The 15,571-nt window shown below is 66.4% G+C and carries 16 protein-coding genes; 7 read left to right on the forward strand and 9 right to left on the reverse strand.

Annotated elements, in window-relative coordinates; translation table 11 throughout:
• The first annotated feature begins 6 nt into the window (after window positions 1-6).
• On the forward strand, window positions 7-1,563 hold the full coding sequence (locus tag V8683_RS07380) for an efflux transporter outer membrane subunit (RefSeq protein WP_411192116.1): 1,557 nt from the start codon (window positions 7-9) through the stop codon (window positions 1,561-1,563).
• Between the two features lie 72 nt (window positions 1,564-1,635).
• On the forward strand, window positions 1,636-2,961 hold the full coding sequence (locus V8683_RS07385) for an Nramp family divalent metal transporter (protein WP_411192117.1): 1,326 nt from the start codon (window positions 1,636-1,638) through the stop codon (window positions 2,959-2,961).
• Window positions 2,962-3,110: 149 nt separating this feature from the next.
• Here V8683_RS07385 and flhC read toward each other — a convergent pair whose 3' ends face one another.
• The 4 genes from flhC to V8683_RS07405 form a co-directional block, all read right to left on the reverse strand.
• On the reverse strand, window positions 3,111-3,713 hold the full coding sequence (gene flhC, locus V8683_RS07390) for a flagellar transcriptional regulator FlhC (RefSeq protein ID WP_411192118.1): 603 nt from the start codon (window positions 3,711-3,713) through the stop codon (window positions 3,111-3,113).
• Window positions 3,714-3,723: 10 nt separating this feature from the next.
• Window positions 3,724-4,044 (reverse strand): flagellar transcriptional regulator FlhD, encoded by a 321-nt coding sequence (gene flhD / locus V8683_RS07395; RefSeq protein ID WP_027795060.1) that lies wholly within the window; start codon window positions 4,042-4,044, stop codon window positions 3,724-3,726.
• A gap of 507 nt (window positions 4,045-4,551) precedes the next feature.
• Entirely contained in the window at window positions 4,552-5,298 is a 747-nt protein-coding gene (locus V8683_RS07400) for a 2OG-Fe(II) oxygenase (protein WP_411192119.1), read from the reverse strand.
• Window positions 5,299-5,416: 118 nt separating this feature from the next.
• Window positions 5,417-6,256 carry a helix-turn-helix domain-containing protein gene (locus tag V8683_RS07405; RefSeq protein WP_411192120.1) on the reverse strand — a complete coding sequence of 280 codons (840 nt, stop codon included), beginning with the start codon at window positions 6,254-6,256 and terminating at the stop codon, window positions 5,417-5,419.
• 122 nt (window positions 6,257-6,378) lie between these two features.
• On the opposite strand from V8683_RS07405, the gene V8683_RS07410 reads away from it, so the two are divergent.
• The 3 genes from V8683_RS07410 to V8683_RS07420 all read left to right on the forward strand — a co-directional run bounded on the left by V8683_RS07410 (window position 6,379) and on the right by V8683_RS07420 (window position 7,636).
• Window positions 6,379-6,540 carry a hypothetical protein gene (locus V8683_RS07410; protein ID WP_411192121.1) on the forward strand — a complete coding sequence of 54 codons (162 nt, stop codon included), beginning with the start codon at window positions 6,379-6,381 and terminating at the stop codon, window positions 6,538-6,540.
• Between the two features lie 350 nt (window positions 6,541-6,890).
• Window positions 6,891-7,322, forward strand: a complete 432-nt coding sequence (locus V8683_RS07415; protein WP_411192123.1) for a DoxX family protein — start codon at window positions 6,891-6,893, stop codon at window positions 7,320-7,322.
• Between the two features lie 44 nt (window positions 7,323-7,366).
• Window positions 7,367-7,636 carry a hypothetical protein gene (locus tag V8683_RS07420; protein ID WP_411192124.1) on the forward strand — a complete coding sequence of 90 codons (270 nt, stop codon included), beginning with the start codon at window positions 7,367-7,369 and terminating at the stop codon, window positions 7,634-7,636.
• Between the two features lie 58 nt (window positions 7,637-7,694).
• On the opposite strand, the gene V8683_RS07425 is transcribed toward V8683_RS07420, so the two are convergent.
• Window positions 7,695-9,179 (reverse strand): MFS transporter, encoded by a 1,485-nt coding sequence (locus tag V8683_RS07425; protein WP_411192125.1) that lies wholly within the window; start codon window positions 9,177-9,179, stop codon window positions 7,695-7,697.
• A gap of 199 nt (window positions 9,180-9,378) precedes the next feature.
• Here V8683_RS07425 and V8683_RS07430 point away from each other — a divergent pair, with 199 nt between their 5' ends.
• Window positions 9,379-10,110, forward strand: coding sequence for a response regulator transcription factor (locus tag V8683_RS07430; protein ID WP_411192126.1), 732 nt, complete (start codon window positions 9,379-9,381; stop codon window positions 10,108-10,110).
• A gap of 82 nt (window positions 10,111-10,192) precedes the next feature.
• Here V8683_RS07430 and V8683_RS07435 read toward each other — a convergent pair whose 3' ends face one another.
• Both V8683_RS07435 and V8683_RS07440 read right to left on the reverse strand, forming a co-directional pair.
• Window positions 10,193-10,402, reverse strand: coding sequence for a hypothetical protein (locus V8683_RS07435; protein ID WP_411192539.1), 210 nt, complete (start codon window positions 10,400-10,402; stop codon window positions 10,193-10,195).
• Window positions 10,403-10,621: 219 nt separating this feature from the next.
• A complete protein-coding gene (locus V8683_RS07440) occupies window positions 10,622-10,954 on the reverse strand; it encodes a hypothetical protein (RefSeq protein WP_411192127.1) in 333 nt (110 codons plus the stop codon).
• Between the two features lie 277 nt (window positions 10,955-11,231).
• Here V8683_RS07440 and V8683_RS07445 point away from each other — a divergent pair, with 277 nt between their 5' ends.
• On the forward strand, window positions 11,232-14,423 hold the full coding sequence (locus V8683_RS07445) for a transglycosylase domain-containing protein (protein WP_411192128.1): 3,192 nt from the start codon (window positions 11,232-11,234) through the stop codon (window positions 14,421-14,423).
• A gap of 66 nt (window positions 14,424-14,489) precedes the next feature.
• Here V8683_RS07445 and V8683_RS07450 read toward each other — a convergent pair whose 3' ends face one another.
• Both V8683_RS07450 and V8683_RS07455 read right to left on the reverse strand, forming a co-directional pair.
• Window positions 14,490-15,008, reverse strand: coding sequence for a YMGG-like glycine zipper-containing protein (locus V8683_RS07450; RefSeq protein WP_411192129.1), 519 nt, complete (start codon window positions 15,006-15,008; stop codon window positions 14,490-14,492).
• 25 nt (window positions 15,009-15,033) lie between these two features.
• Window positions 15,034-15,414: a hypothetical protein gene (locus V8683_RS07455; protein WP_411192130.1), complete on the reverse strand. Its 381-nt coding sequence runs from the start codon at window positions 15,412-15,414 to the stop codon at window positions 15,034-15,036.
• Window positions 15,415-15,571 lie beyond the last annotated feature (157 nt).

Raw genomic sequence — 15,571 nt, forward strand, 5'->3', positions numbered from 1 at the left:
AAGAACATGATGAATTACTCGCATTCAGGCAGCGCGACGTGGCTGCGCCGCACGCGTCTGGCCGCCGGCGTGGCGCTCTTCGCGTGGCTCGCGGCGTGTTCGGTCGAGCCGCCTTATCACGTACCGGACGCCGCTGTTCCGGCGGCGTTCAAGGAAGCGCAGCAACCCCCCGCGGGCCCGCACGACGTGGGCACGTGGACACCCGCGCAACCGGCCGACGGCGCGCACCGCGGCCAATGGTGGACCGTATTCGACGATCCCACGCTGAACGCCCTGGAAGAGCAGGCCCAGGCCGCGAACCAGGATCTCAAGGCCGCGGCGGCGCGCGTGCAGCAGGCGCGCGCGGTGACGCAGGCGGCGCGGGCGTCGTGGTTCCCGTCGATCGATGCGGGCTTCGGGCCGACTTATGAGCGTCTCTCGCCGGCCTCGCAGTATCTGCCGCAGAACGCCGACGTGCCCGCGCAGACGCTCTGGCGCGCACAGGGGACGGTCTCGTACGAGGCGGACCTGTTCGGCCGCGTGAGCTCGAACGTGAACGCCGCGCGAGCGGACGCGCAGCAGAGCGAGGCGCTGTTCCTTTCGGTACAGTTGGCCTTGCAGGCCGATGTCGCGCAGAACTACTTCCAGTTGCGCCAGTTCGATTCGGACGTCGATCTGTACCGCCGCACGGTCTCGCTGCGCGAGGATGCGCTCGCGCTCGTCCAGCGGCGCTTCAAGGAAGGCGACATCAGCGAGCTCGACGTTGCGCAGGCGCGCAACGAACTGGCGAGCGCGCGTGCGGATGCCGTGGGCGTCGCGCGCCAGCGCGCCGCTTCGGAACACAGCCTTGCGATTCTGCTGGGTAAGGCGCCGGCCGACTTCACGTTCCCCGAAACGCCGCTCGCGTCCGTCAACGTGCGCGTGCCGCCGGGCCTGCCCTCGACGCTGCTGGAGCGTCGCCCCGACATCGCCGCCGCCGAGCGTTCGATGGCCGCGGCCAATGCGCGCGTCGGGCTCGCGAAATCGGCGTTCTTTCCCAAGCTCGATATCACCGGCCAGTTCGGCTACGAGTCGGCGACGCTCGGCGACCTCTTCATGTGGTCGAGCCGCGCGTTCCTGCTCGGACCGTTCGCCGGTACGGCGCTCACGCTGCCGCTCTTCGACGGCGGCCGCCGCAAGGCCAATCTTGCTCAGGCGCGCGGAAAGTACGACGAGGATGTCGCGCAGTATCGCCAGCAGGTGCTCGTGGCGTTCCGCGAAGTGGAGGACAACCTCTCCGACCTGCGCCTGCTCGACGACCAGATTCACGAGCAGGACGAGGCCGTGAACGCCTCCGAGCGCTCGGCGCATCTCTCGAAGACGCAGTACGAAGAAGGCGAGGTGAGCTATCTGAACGTGATCGACAGCGAGCGTTCGGTGCTGGTCGCGCAACTGCAGGCGAGCCACCTGCAGGGCGACCAGGCGGTGGCGACGGTCAACCTGATCCGCGCGCTGGGCGGCGGCTGGGGCGACATCAAGGCCGACGATCCCAAGCGCGACGGCGGCGCACCGCCTCCCGCACCGCTGGCGTCGCGCCAGGGCTGAAGCGCTTGTACACTTGAGGGACCGATCGCGCGGCGCGTGCCGCGCGGCTTCTTTTCCTCGAGGATCGAACCGTTGGAGTTCCGCCTACCCACCACCGCGACGGCGCCGTTTTGCCCGTCGGAAGTGCAGGGCAGCGTCGCCGTTTCGTCGGCCGCGCCATTCTGGAAGAAGTTCTGGCAGTTCGCGGGCCCCGGCCTGCTGGTTTCCATCGGCTACATGGATCCCGGCAACTGGGCCACCGACATCGAGGCCGGCTCGCGCTATGGCTACAGCCTGCTGTTCGTCGTGGTGCTGTCGAGCCTCGCGGCCATCGCGCTGCAGTGTCTCTCGATGCGGCTTGGCATCGTGACCGGGCACGATCTGGCCGAGCTCTCCCGCACGCGCTACTCGAAACCCGTCGCGATGGGGCAGTGGGTGCTCGCGGAGCTTTCGATCATCGCGTGCGATCTCGCCGAAGTGCTGGGCGGCGCGCTTGCGTTTCATCTGCTGCTGGGCTGCTCGCTGATGGCGGGCGTGGCGCTCACCGCGTTCGACACGCTCATCGTGCTCGGCTTGAAGGGCAAGAACTTCCGCACGCTCGAAGCGATCATGGCCGGGCTCATCGCGACCATCGGCGTGGGCTACGTGATCGAGCTCGCGCTCGTGAAGCCGCACTGGCCCTCGGTGTTCGCGGGCGTGGTGCCGTCGTGGCACGCGATCTCGACGCAGGAGCCGCTTTATCTGGCGATCGGCATCCTCGGCGCCACGGTCATGCCGCACAACCTCTATCTGCATTCGTCGATCGTGCAGACGCGCGCCGTGAAGCGCGACCCCGCGAGCATCGCGCAGGCCATCGGCCTTTCGCGTCTCGACACCATCGCTTCGCTCGTCGTCGCGCTGCTCATCAACGCCGCCATCCTGATTCTCGCCGCGGCCGCCTTCAATGCCACGGGCCACAACCAGGTGACCGAGATCGAAGACGCCTACAAGCTGCTCGCGCCCATTGTCGGCACGGGCGCGGCGGCGGTGCTTTTCGCGGTCACGCTGCTCGCGTCGGGCCAGAGTTCGACGTTCACGGGCACGGTAGCCGGACAGGTCATCATGGAAGGCTTCCTGCAGATGAAGATTCCGTGCTACCAGCGCCGGCTCATCACGCGCGTGCTCGCGCTGATCCCGGCGTTCGCGGGCGTGGCGCTGCTCGGCAACGGGGCGGTGGGCAAGCTGCTCGTCGCAAGCCAGGTGGTGTTGAGTCTGCAACTGCCGTTCGCGCTCTGGCCGCTCATCCGCATGACCGACGACCGCGCGCTGATGGGCGCGTTCGCCAACCGGCTGCCCACGCGCATCCTGGCGTGGGTGCTCTTCGTCGTGATCACGGTCGCGAACCTGTGGCTCGTCTGGCAGACGTTCAGTGGAAATTGAAGCGGCGGGATGGAAACAGCGGGATTGAAGCGGGCGGAAAGGCAACCAGCAGCGGAAGGGAAAGCGCTTTACCGTCCGGCGGAGTGGGTACGCCGGACGGCTTCGCGTCTTGGTCTCACGTCCGGGTGATCCCGGATCTGCTCTCCTCGCTAGGCAGCCTCGGCGATGCCATCCGGCGTTACGACTTCCGGAAGGTCGCTTTCGGTCTGCGTTGCGCCCCGTCGCGCCGCAGCGGCCTTTTTCGTCTTGCCGGCGCGCGAAGGCGGCTGGCATGCGCCGCACACGACGTTGTGCTGCAGGTCGTGGCGGTGCGCGACGAATTTGCCGCCGCAGCGGCAGCAAGGCGTCAGCTGCAGAATATCGGCATCGAAAAACCGCACCAGGGTCCAGGCACGCGTGAGGTCCAGCACGGGCTCGACCTCGCTGTGGCGGCAGTGTTCCACGTACAGCCGGAACCCCTTGGTAAGCGCGTCGAGATGCGAGCAACGCGCTTCGTTCTTGAGGAACAGGTACGTGTTGTAGAACAGCGAAGCGTGAATGTTCGCCAGCCACGTCATGTACCAGTCCGCCGAGAACGGCAGCATCCCCTTCGGCGGCGATACGCCGCGAATCTCGCGATAGAGGCGGATCATGCGGTCGCGCGACAGGGAAAGCTCGCTTTCGAGCACCTGCATGCGCGCGCCCAGCTCGATCAACGCGATCGCGCGGAAAACTTCCTGGGCGTCTTCGGTGAGGCTGCGCCGCGTGGTCATGACGTCGTCCTCAGGCGAATTGGCCGGCGGGTTGTCCTGCAAGCAGGATGGCCGCGTGAGTGGTCGCCACGTCGGTATGCTTCGTGGTCTGCGTAAGCGCGGACAACATCGCATGATCGTCGAAGCGGAAAAAACAAAGGAGCTGGTCGGAAGCGGCCAACCTGACGATCTGCGCGAGCGACAGTCCGCCAAGCAGATCGGCCAGTTCCGACGACAGGCCCAGCCGGAACATGCCGACGGGCTTGTCCTCACGCAACATGCGTTGCGCAAGCATCAGGTACGACAAATTAATTTCGCGGATAGATTCCAGCGTCTCGCTGCTACGGTCCATTTCTCTCTTCCGAAGCCCCGAATTATTAACCCCCCGGCGTTTTCCGCCGTTGTATTTGTCTGGTCTGTTTGCCGGCCCTCGCTCGTGTGTGTTCGGCGGAGCCTGACTGTTTGATACAAGGTGTTACAACTCGTAACACCTTGGGCCGAATTGTATGAGGGCTTATCTCGGAAATCAATCCCTGTCATAAAAAAATAATGAGGGAGCCATGTGCAATTTCGGTAATTTTTTCTTGTACTTGTTCTGCATCAAATTGCGGCTTCTCACAAACCCAAATTGGGCCGGGATTCGGCGCGAAACCTTGTCAATTGGTGGAGTTTAGGGGTACTCGATGCATGCGCAACGAATTGCGCCGCGCTGGATCCGGGCGCATGACGTAAATAAACTTTTTGAAAGGATTTACGAGGTGAGGTAAGAAATGCCGGATGCAGAATTAATAAGTCGGAAGATTTAAATGTAACTGGAGATCCGACCCTCTGATACAGATTCCCCGCGATGGGGACCGGCTCAGGCGGCGTCGTGGAAGGCTAGCCCCAAAGTGTGACGCTGCCCTGCGCGAATCCGGCTCACGCCGTGGCGCAACGTTGCGCGTGCCGCGCCACGCACGCCTTGCAGCGGGCGATGGTGGACTGCGAACAGCACGGCGTCTCCCTTTTCGAGCGGCACCACTTCCACGCGCGACTGGCGCCGCGCCCGCTGCTCGGTCAAGACGAACTCGCCGCCGCTGAAGTCGGCGCCCGGCGTGCTCAGCAGGACCGTTGCCTGGACCGGGAAGACGTGCTCGCCGTAGAGATCCTGATGCAGGCAGTTGTAATCGCCGGGGCCGTATCGCAGCAGCAGCGGCGTGGGGCGCTGCTGGCCCGCCGCGCGGCAGCGCTCGGCGAACCCGGCGTGGGTTGGCGGAAAGCGGGTGTCGAACCCGAGCCAGTCGGCCCAGCGGTTGGCCAATGCGACGAGGCGCGCGTACAGCAGGCCGCGCAATTCGGCTACCGGATCGGGCAGCGGGTAGGCGAAGTACTTGTACTCGCCGCGGCCAAAACCGTAGCGCGCCATGACGATCCGGCTGCGAAACGGCGCCTCGCGGTCGTAGAGCGCGGCTAGCGCGTCGCACTCCGTGTCGTCCAGCAGCTTGGGGATCAGCGTGTAGCCGCGTTCGGTGAGTTCCTCTTCCATGACGTCCCAGGGCAGGGCGTCGAGGCGCGACGCAAGGGTGGGGTCCGGCTGGACGGGCGGGCGCAGGGCGGCGAGAGACATGTCGGCTCCGGGGCAGGGTGGGTAAGGCGGCATGGCGCTAGTGTCGCGCTCACGCCGTGCTGCGCGCACTCCGGGTCTTGCTCTGCCATTCGCGGGACGGGCCTGCCCGGCTCATCGCTCAGCCGGATGTCGATGCGCGCAGCGCCGCGGCGGTTTGCGGATCGGCCGGAAAGAACGCCTCGATGGCGAGTTCCGAAAGCGTGATATCGACGGGGGTGCCGAACACGGTCGTCGTGCTGTAGAACGACAGGTCGCCCAGCGATGTGCGCACGCGCAGCGGCACGGCAATATGGTGGCCGGGCGCTTCGGCGGCGTCCTGCGGGTCCGGTGTGCCGGGAGGCGGCGGGTAGGCCGCCAGTTCGTCGTGGAGCGACACTAGCGCCGGGTCGGCGCTCGCGTCGATCTGGCGTTGCAGCCGCGTGAGCAGATGGGCGCGCCACGCCTGCCAGTTGAGGATGCGCGGCGCAATGCCCTCGGGGTGCAGCGAGAGGCGCAGCGCATTCGCGGGCGCGGCGAGCAGTGCCGGGGAGGCATGGCCGATCAGCGGCGCGAGCGCGCGATTGCTGGCCACGATGTTCCAGTGACGGTCCACGGCCACGGCCGGATAGGGTTCGTGCCCATGCAGCACCAGCTCTACCGCCTCGCGGGCCGCCGCCAGTTGCGGATCGTCGAGCCCGCGCTCGCGGTAGAGCGGCGCATAGCCTGCCGCGATCAGGAGCGCGTTGCGTTCGCGCAGCGGCACGTCGAGCCGCTCGGCGAGATGCATGACCATCTCGCGGCTCGGCTGCGAGCGGCCCGACTCCACGAAGCTCAGGTGGCGGGCCGAAATGCCGGCTTCGACGGCGAGCAGCAACTGGCTCATGCGCCGGCGCTGGCGCCAGTCGCGCAACAGATCGCCGACACTGCGGCGGCCGAGGGCCGCGGACGGCGCCGCGACGAAAGGGGCGAGCGTGTTCATGTCGTGGATTCCAGGTGCGCAATGCCCGCGCGGCGAGGAGGGATAAGGCCAAATATGGCGCGTGCAAATCGCCTAGAATATAACTCTCGATGTGTGTGGCGGCGTGGCGAGGAGAGATTGCCATGAGGGAAACCGTAGCTGCTTATCTGCTGGGCCCAGTCGTGATGCTGGTGGTGTGCGTCGCCATGTGGGCCGTGGCGCGCCGTACGCGGGGCGAGCTCGAGGAGCGCTTTGCCCGGTGGATCGACGCCCATCGCGGCCATGGCATGCGCCACAAGCATTGAGCGTGCCAGGCCGAGACCTTGAGCACGAGGCGGCGAAGCGCAACGCGCGGTCAGCCGCAATGTCTCGCCCATTTCCCCGGTTACTGTGGCTCCTGGCGGTTTTGCCGCGTGCGCAAAATACCTGGGAGTACGAATGATTGCGCAGGCAGTCATGACCACGACGGCCGACGGCCTGTTGACTGGATTGGAGCCGATTGGCATGGCAGCGGGCATCGCGCCGGCGCTTTCGCCCGCGCGGCCCATCGGCGCGCGGGCGCATGCGTGAAGGGATGTGGCGGGAATTGTCTGCGGTGGGCGGGAACTGCGCGCGGATGCGAAGGTCATTCCGTCATCGCATACCGGAGCCCTTCATGACACGACCCGCTGATTCCCTGATCGTCTTCATCGCCCGTCTCGCGCTCTCGATCCTGTTTCTCTGGGGCGGCTGCATGAAGCTGCTGGGTTATGCGGGCTTCGTGGCATGGCTGCATACGAGGGGCGTGCCCTATGCGGCTTTTGCCGCGCCGGTGGCCGTGGCGGTCGAACTGATCGGCGGCTTCGCGATCGTGTTTGGCGTGCGCACGCGTGCAGTGGCTTTCCTGCTGGCCGTGTACGCTATTGCCACTGCGGTCGTCGGCCACGACTTCTGGAACATTACCGACGCTGCATTGCAGCAGGATGCTGCCGTGCACTTCTGGAAGAACGTGGCGATTGCGGGCGGCCTGCTGCTGCTGGGCGTGACGGGGGCGGGACGCGCTTCCGTCGACGGCCTGCGCGCGCCGCGGGGCTCGCTGCGCGGCTGAGGCCGCCGGCGCCGGACTTCCACAGAGCGAACAAGGAGCGGGCCTTGATACAGAACTTCGACTTCAACGTGAACGGCAAGACCGAGCAGCTATGCGCGAGTCTTGCCGAAGACGGCTCGAATCGCGTGCTGATTAGCTACGCGGCTACGGCGAGGACGCTCGTGATCCTCGACGCCTCCGGCCTGCTCGGAGCGCTCAAGGCCGAACTCGAGGAGCCCGACCGTTTGATTGCCCATGCCATCCGCAAGGCCGAGAACGAGGGGCTGATCGAACGCGCGGTGGCGAGCGGAGAAATTCAGGAAGCGTCGCTTTAGGCCTCGTTTCGGCGATTCGGTACGAGTCGGCGCGCGCTGCTCCGATTTCGCTTCGCCGCTATCCATCGAGCCGCGACGTTTCGAGCCGCGGCGTTTTCTCCATCCGCGCCGGCGGATGCGCTGCCTCGGCTCTCACGAACCACGCCAGCCCCGCCGCGGCCAGCAGCAGCGCCGTCGAGACGAGCGTTTCGGCGTGCAGGCCGGCCACGACCTGGACGGCTCCGCCGCTGCCCGTCAGGGCGCCGAATGCCGCCACCCCCACCGCGCCGCCTGCCTGCCGCGCCGTGTTGAGGAATGCCGAGGCCGTGCCCGCGCGGGCCGGCTCGACGCTCGCGAGCACGGCGGTCGTCATGGCAGGCACGGCCAACCCCATCCCTAAGGGAATCAGCAGACACGCCGCCATCAGGGCGGCGAGCGCCGTCGTCGCGCCGATGAGGCCAAGCAGGGCATAGCCGCTGCCCGCCACGAGTGCGCCGACGATCATGGGCGCACGCGTGCCGAAGCGCGCGACGGCGTGGCCGCTGGCGATGTTCGAGAGCAGGAACCCGGCGGTGAGCGGCACGAATGCGAGCCCGGCCTGCAACGGCGTTTCGCCGCGCGCGTGCTGCAGGTAGAGCGCGAGCACGAAGACGGTGCCGTAGTAGGTGAGATTCACGCAGACGCCGAACAGCACGGCCGCGCTGAACGTGCGGTGGCGCAGCATGCCGAGCGGCAGCATGGGATCGGCGATGCGCGATTCGAGGAAGACGAACGCGCAGCCGGCGAGGAGCGCCAGGGCAAAGCCTCCCGCCACGGCCGGATGCGCGAAGCCGAGCGGCCGCCATTCGATGACCGCGCCCGTGAAGGCCGTGAGCGCGACGACGGCAAGCAGCTGGCCGCGGACGTCGAGGCTGCGCGGGGGCGCGCTGCGTTGCGGTTGTGGATCGGCGGCGTTGGCTGCGAGGGTCCGTCGCGGTGCGGGAATCCACGCCAGCGTTGCGGCGAGCCCGGCCGCGCAGAGCGGGAGATTGACCAGAAAGATGCTGCGCCAGCCGAACGCCGCGATCAGCAGCCCGCCCGCGACTGGCCCCGCCGCGATCGAAATCGCTCCCGCCGCCGTCCAGAAGCCCACGGCGCGGGCACGCAGCGAGCGGTCGTGGCGGCATGCCTCGTTGAGGAGCGCCAGCGAGTTCGGCAGCATCATGGCGGCGCCCGCGCCCTGCACGGCGCGGGCTGCGATCAGCATGGCCGGCTGGGCGGCGAGACCGCATGCGAGCGAGGCGAACGCGAACACCACGAGCCCGGCGGCGTACAGGCGCCGCGCGCCGTAGCGGTCGCCCAGCACGCCGCCGGAGAGCATTAGCACGGCGAAGGCGAGCGTATAGGCGTCGACGATCCACTGCAGGCGGGCGACGCTCGCGTGGAGATCGGCCGCGAGCCGCGCGAGCGCGATGTTGACGATGGTCACGTCGAGTTGCGTGACGACGAAGCCCACGCTGACGGTCGCGACAATACGCGCGAGCGCGGGCGTGAAGCGGACGAGAGGGCGGTGGTCGAGTTTCATGCGTCCTATGTTAGGACCCGGGTTGGCCGCGACGTTTCAGCGCGACGTGAAGCGTCGAATTCGGCGCGGGTCGGACCCGGCTGGCGATTCCGACTTTAGGAATCGTCTTATGGGCGCGTTTTGCACATCTCCACAGAATTGTGCCAACACCCATCCAACATCCCATACCGACCAACTCGACCCATACGGGGGCTCACTTATGCGGATCGCGATACTGCAGCGCGATGCGGCTCAACGGAGCCAGATCGAGCGCGTGCTCGCCCAGGGCGGTCACACCTGCCTGCCCTTCAGCGACGGCTTTGCGCTGACCAAAGCGCTTGCCGCGTCGACGGTCGACATGCTGGTGCTCGACTGGCAGGGCTCGCGGCTATCCGGCGCCGAAGTGCTCAGGACCGTGCGCGCGGTGAACGGCAGCCATATTCCGGTGCTGTTCGCGTCGGAGGACGCTTCGGACGACAGTATCGTGCGAGCCTTTTCCGTGGGCGCCGACGACTATGTCAGCCTGCCGGTTTGCGCGCCGGTGTTCGGGGCGCGCGTCAATGCGCTGCTGCGTCGCGCGTTTCCCGACCGTTTCGAGCATGCCTCGTTCGACGCGGGGCCCTACCACTTCGACATGCGGCACCAGTCGGTCACGGTAAACGGCAAGACGGTGCTGCTTTCCGGCACCCAGTACCGGCTCGCGTCGCTGTTCTTTGCCAACGTCGGCCGGCTGCTGTCACGCGACCATATTTATGCGATGGTCTGGGGCCGCGAGCTGCAGACCTTGACACGCACGATCGACAGCCATGTGTCCCGTCTGCGCGTGCTGCTGGAAATCGACGACGAGAGCGGCTACCGGTTGCAGCCCGTCTACAAGAGCGGCTACCGGCTGTTGCGCCTGCACGGCGGAGGGCGATCGCTCGCACGCGCCGCGGCCTGCGTTGCCGCATGAGCGCCGCAGATGCCACAGGCATAAAAAAGCCGGCGGTGCGTCTTGCGCACCGCCGGCTTTCTTTGGGATTCGGGCGGGGACGTCAGCGGGCGAGGCCCAGTCCCTGCAGCACGGCGTTGCCTTCCTGGGTCAGGCGGATCTGCGCGGCGCCCGCGGCTTCGGTTGGTACCGTTTCCACCAGCCCGGCTTCCTGAAGCGTCGGGATTTCCGGCTTGGCGTGCGCGTCGATCGGCGCGTGCAAGAGCAGCAGCAGCGTAGCCAGTTCGTGGTGGCTCAAAAGCCGGCGCAGCATCGTGCGTTTTGCGGGCTTCGCCGCAACGGCGCTCACGTTGTTCAATGCGTCCTGCTTCGTCGATTCGAGCCTGCTCACGGGCACCTCCTGCTGCGTTTCTCTTCTGGTCAGCGGATGATGCGGACCAAGACTTAAGCGATTCTTAAAACGGCCTCTCGAAAATGTGTCGCCGTGCTACACGACGTTACAGCGCGTGCCCGGATGTAACGCGCCGCCCTCTCAGGGGGCGCAGGTCTTGCTGGCGGCCTCGATCCAGAGATTGGACGCGTGGCGCTTGCCGGCGTAGAAGCGGTACGTCGTGGCCCCGTTGTCGGCGCGGATCTTGATTACGTTCGAGTCGCCGAAGTCGAGCATCTGGCCCTCCGGCAACGGCGTGGTCTGGAAGCTTGCGCCGTGCCGCGACGCCTCGACCGTCAGACAGGCGATCACGTCCTGGACCGACCGGTTGGTCGTCGTATCGATCACGGGCTGACCGGAATCCGGATTGCTCTGGAACCAGGCACAGGCGCCCAGTGCGAGCGAAAGGGCAAGCGGCAAGACAAGCTTCTTCATATCTCTCCTGTGGAAATGCGCGCGGCATGTCGCGTGGGGCTCGGGTGGCCCGAAAGGTGGCCGGAAAGCAGCCCGAAATTATATCGGCAGCATGCGGCGTGCCGGGTTCTGCCGCGTCCGGGTTTTTCGCTCCGACAGGTTGTGCGGGCACGAGTGTTGCGGCCTCGCGACTGTCAGATTGCGGGTGAGCAAGCAGTCACACAACTTCTTACTTTGCGAGATAGACTATCTGAGAGGTGCCGTTCCGTGATCTGGCGAGACGTCAGGGAGAATACACATGAACCGCCCGTCGATCCGCTTTCCTCTTCGTACTGTCGGCGCGGGCTCGCTTTTGCGATGGGTCAAGTGGGGATTCGTTGTCGGGTTCCTCATGGCCGTCGTCATCATTGCGCGCCTGATTCAGATCGAAATCGACACATCGCGTCTGCAGGCGCGATATCTCTCCGAACTCACGCGCGACATCGGCTACACGGTCGAGAGCGGCCCGAGCCAGCGCATCCGTTTTCCCACTACCCATGGCCCTTATGACGTGCGGCTCGGCTACGCCGAACTGCCCGCATTCGAGCAGCGTCTCGATGCCCGCGGCTTTGTTGTCGCGGAGCAGGCGCGTGATTCGGAGCGCATGCTTTCGCTGGCCGACGAAGGTCTCTTTCTCCCCTATGAAGAAAAGGATCAGGCGGGCGTCGTGCTGCGCGATGCCGACGGCACCATGCTGTTCCATACGCGCTACCCGCAGCGCGCGTACGAGAACTTCGCTGCCGTGCCGCCGCTCGTGCGCGATTCCCTGACGTTCATCGAAGACAAATACCTGCTCGCCGAAGATCAGCCGAACCGCAATCCGGCCATCGACTGGGGCCGCTTCAGTCACGCGCTCGTCGACCAGGGCGCGCGTCTCGTGAACCGTCATCAGCACATGCCGGGCGGCAGCACGCTCGCCACGCAGATCGAAAAATTCCGCCACTCGGACGGCGGCCGTACGGCGACGCCGCCCGAGAAGCTGAGGCAGATCGCGTCGGCTTCGGTGCGCGCCTACCTGAACGGCCCGCAGACCATGCCGGCGCGCCAGCAGATTCTCGTCCACTACCTGAATTCGGTGCCGCTTTCGGCGAAGCCGGGCGTCGGCGAGGTGAACGGTCTCGGCGACGGTCTCGCCGCCTGGTATGGCCGTGACTTCCGCGACGTCAATCGCATCCTGAGCCAGCCGGTCACGGCCGCCACGCTCGACGAGCAGGCGCTCGCGTTCCGCCAGGTGCTCTCGCTCCTGATCGCGCAGCGCGCGCCGTCGTACTTCCTGCAGCACGACAACGCCGCGCTCGCGAAGCTCACGGATAGCTATCTGCGTCTGCTGGCGAGCGGCGGCGTGATCACGCCCGCGCTGCGCGACGCCGCACTCGCGACGCAACTGACGTTCGACACTTCGCCGCCGCCGCCCATGAATGCGACGGCGTCGTATGCCGACCGCAAGGCCGTGCTCACGTTGCGCACGCAACTGATGCAGACGCTCGGCCTGAAGACGCTCTACGACGTCGACCGCCTCGACCTCACCGCCACCGCGACGCTCGACGACGGCGTGCAGCAAGCCGTGAGCCAGCGTTTGGCCGACGCGACGACGAAGGACGGCGCGCGGGCGGCGGGGCTCGTCGGCTTCGAGATGCTGCAGCCCTGGGACGACCCGTCGAAGATCGCGTACAGCTTCACGCTGTTCGAGCGGCGCAACGGCGAGGATCTCGTGCGCGTGCAGACGGATAGCGTGAACCAGCCGTTCGACATCAATTCGGGTGCGCGTCTGAATCTGGGCTCGACGGCGAAGCTGCGCACGCTGATCACCTACCTGCAGATCGTGAGCGACCTGCACGCGAAGTACGGCTCGCTCGACAAGAAGGCGTTGAGCGCGATCCAGCCCGATCCGAGCGACGCGCTCTCGCTCTGGGCGCTCGACTATCTGTCGAAGACGGACGACCGCTCGCTGCAGGCGATGCTCGAAGCGGCGGTGCAGCGCAAGTATTCGGCGAATCCGGGCGAGACGTTCTATACGGGCGGCGGTGCGCAGACCTTCAACAACTTCGAGTCGAGCGACAACGCGCAGATTCTCACGGTGCAGCGTGCATTCCAGCATTCGGTGAACCTGGTGTTCGTGCGGCTGATGCGCGATATCGTCCACTACGAGATGATCCAGACGTCGGGGCCGCCTTCGCAATGGCTCGATGATCCAAACGTGCGCCGCGCCTACCTCACGCGTTTCGCCGACGGCGAGAGCCAGGTGTACATGAAGCGCTTCTACACGCGCTACCAGGGCATGAGCATCGACGACGCCGTCGCGACCCTGTTGCAGCACACGCGCAAGGGTCCTGCGCGCATCGCGACGGTGCTGCGCAGTACCGTGCCGGACGGATCGCAGGCGTGGTTCAACGCGCAGATGCGCGCGCAACTGAAGGGCACGAAGTTCCAGTGGCTCGCCGACGATGACCTCGCGAAGTACTACGAAAAGTACGCGATTGACCGTTTCAACCTCAACGACCGCGGCTATATTGCGGGCGTGCATCCGCTGGAACTGTGGCTCGTGAACTATCTGCGCGAGCATCCCGACGCGACGCTCCCGCAGGTCCAGCAGGACAGCAGGGACGTGCGGCTCTACACGTACAGCTGGCTCTTCAAGACCCGCTACTACGCGACACAGAACCGCCGCATCCGCCGCATGATCGAACTGCACGCCTATGACGCGATCGGCAAGTCGTGGCGCGAGCTCGGCTATCCGTTCGACAACATCACGCCGTCGTACGGAGCGGCCATCGGTGCGTCGGGCGACCGGCCCGCGGCGCTGGCCCAGTTGATCGGCCTCGTGGCGAGCGACGGGCAGAAGCTGCCGACGCATAGCTTCGAATCGCTCGACTTCGCGCGCGGCACGCCTTACGAAACGCGCTTCGTGCACGCGGACGTGAAGCCGCAGCCGCTGATCTCGCCGGAAATCACGCAAGTCGTGCGCGAGCTGCTGGACTCAGTGGTGCAAGGAGGCACGGCGAAGCGTCTTGCCGACGGCATGACCTTCGCCGACGGGCATACGCTGCCCGTGTACGGCAAGACCGGCACCGGCGACCAGCGCTTCAATGTCTATGCGTCGGGCGCGCGGCTGATCGAGTCGCGCAAGGTGAACCGCTGCGCGACGTTCGTGTTCGTGATCGGCGACCGCTTCTACGGCACGATCACGGCCTGGGTCCACGAGCCGTATGCGGCGCGCTATACGTTCACGAGCGCGATGGCGGTGCAATTGCTCAAGTCGATGGCGCCGGCGCTGCAGCCTTTGCTCGACCAGCAGGCTGCGCCGGCGTCGGCCGGCGCGGCGCAGTCCACGGCGAGCGTGGTAAAGGGCGGGGCAAAGAGCGGGCCGATGCAGGTGACGCTGTCTGGCTCGCAGCCGGTTACGCTGCGTCAGATATCCTGGCAGGTGATCTCGGGCGATGCGGACCGGTAGTTACGCGCGCGCTGGATAGCGGGCGAAAGAGAGGCGCCGAAGGGCGCCTCTCTTGCATTGCGAAACTCAGTACGCGCCGGCAGGCGGCGGGGGCGGCGAGCCCGGGGGCGGAGGCGGCAGATAGCGCTGCGCTTGCTGCGGCGGTTGTGTCGTCACCATACGGCCCTGAACGGGAATACGGTTGCCGTTCGCATACATGCACTGCATATACGCGTAGTCGTAGCGGCGTTGCACGTCGTAGGCCGAGCCCTGGGCGCCGCCCATGCCAACCGCGCTGCCGGCGAGCAGGCCCGCGCCCGCGCCGATCGCCGCGCCCTGGCCGCCGCCGAACGCCGCGCCCGCGGCGGCGCCGAGCGCCGTGCCCAGCACGGCGCTGCCGACCGCGCTATTGGTCGCCGCCTGGTTGCTGCCTTCGCCGCCCACCTGCTGGTAGGCGAAGCCGCGGCAGTTGGCGTCGTCGGCGCGGAACTGGTCGAAGGTCTTGCCGCTGCCCGGCAGCGCCATCACGCTCGGCCCCTGCGGAACGACGGCACACGCGCTCAGCAAACCCGCCGTGGCGAGGAGCGCAAGATAAGTGGTCTTCATGTGCAGCTCGATATCGTCAAAAGGTTCAGTTTCCGGGTGCTGTTTGCGCGGGAACCGCGCGCCAGCCCGACGAGCACTGCTTCACGTAGGGATAGTAGGTTTTGGTGGCGTCGCAGTAGTACCACGTGTCGTCGCCGCCGCCGCCGCCCGGCCCGCCCGGGTCTTGCGAATAGGACGGGTCGGGCGCGCCTCCCTGAGGCTGGCCCTGCTCGACATAGTCCGGCGCTTGGGGCGGCGGTGCGACCACCACGGGTGCCGGTGCGTAGTAGTACGGCATGGGAGCGACAGGGTAATACCATGGGCCGCCGACGCCGACATAGACGCCGACATGCGACGCATGCGCTGCGCCGCTCGCGCACGCGATGGCAGTCGCGGCGGCCCCGAGTAACAGTTTCGACCTTCTCACAACGATCTCTCCAGAACGACAGGCGATGTGCGGACGCACACGCCATTCGATTATCGAACGCTATGACAACCCCGGTGCCAATGCAATTACCTGAATCGCACTGTTTTTTCGAGTTGTTACAAGAAGCGGGCGGGCCGGTTCGATTTCGGGTGATTGG

The sequence above is a fragment of the Paraburkholderia sp. AV2 genome (assembly GCF_054968425.1).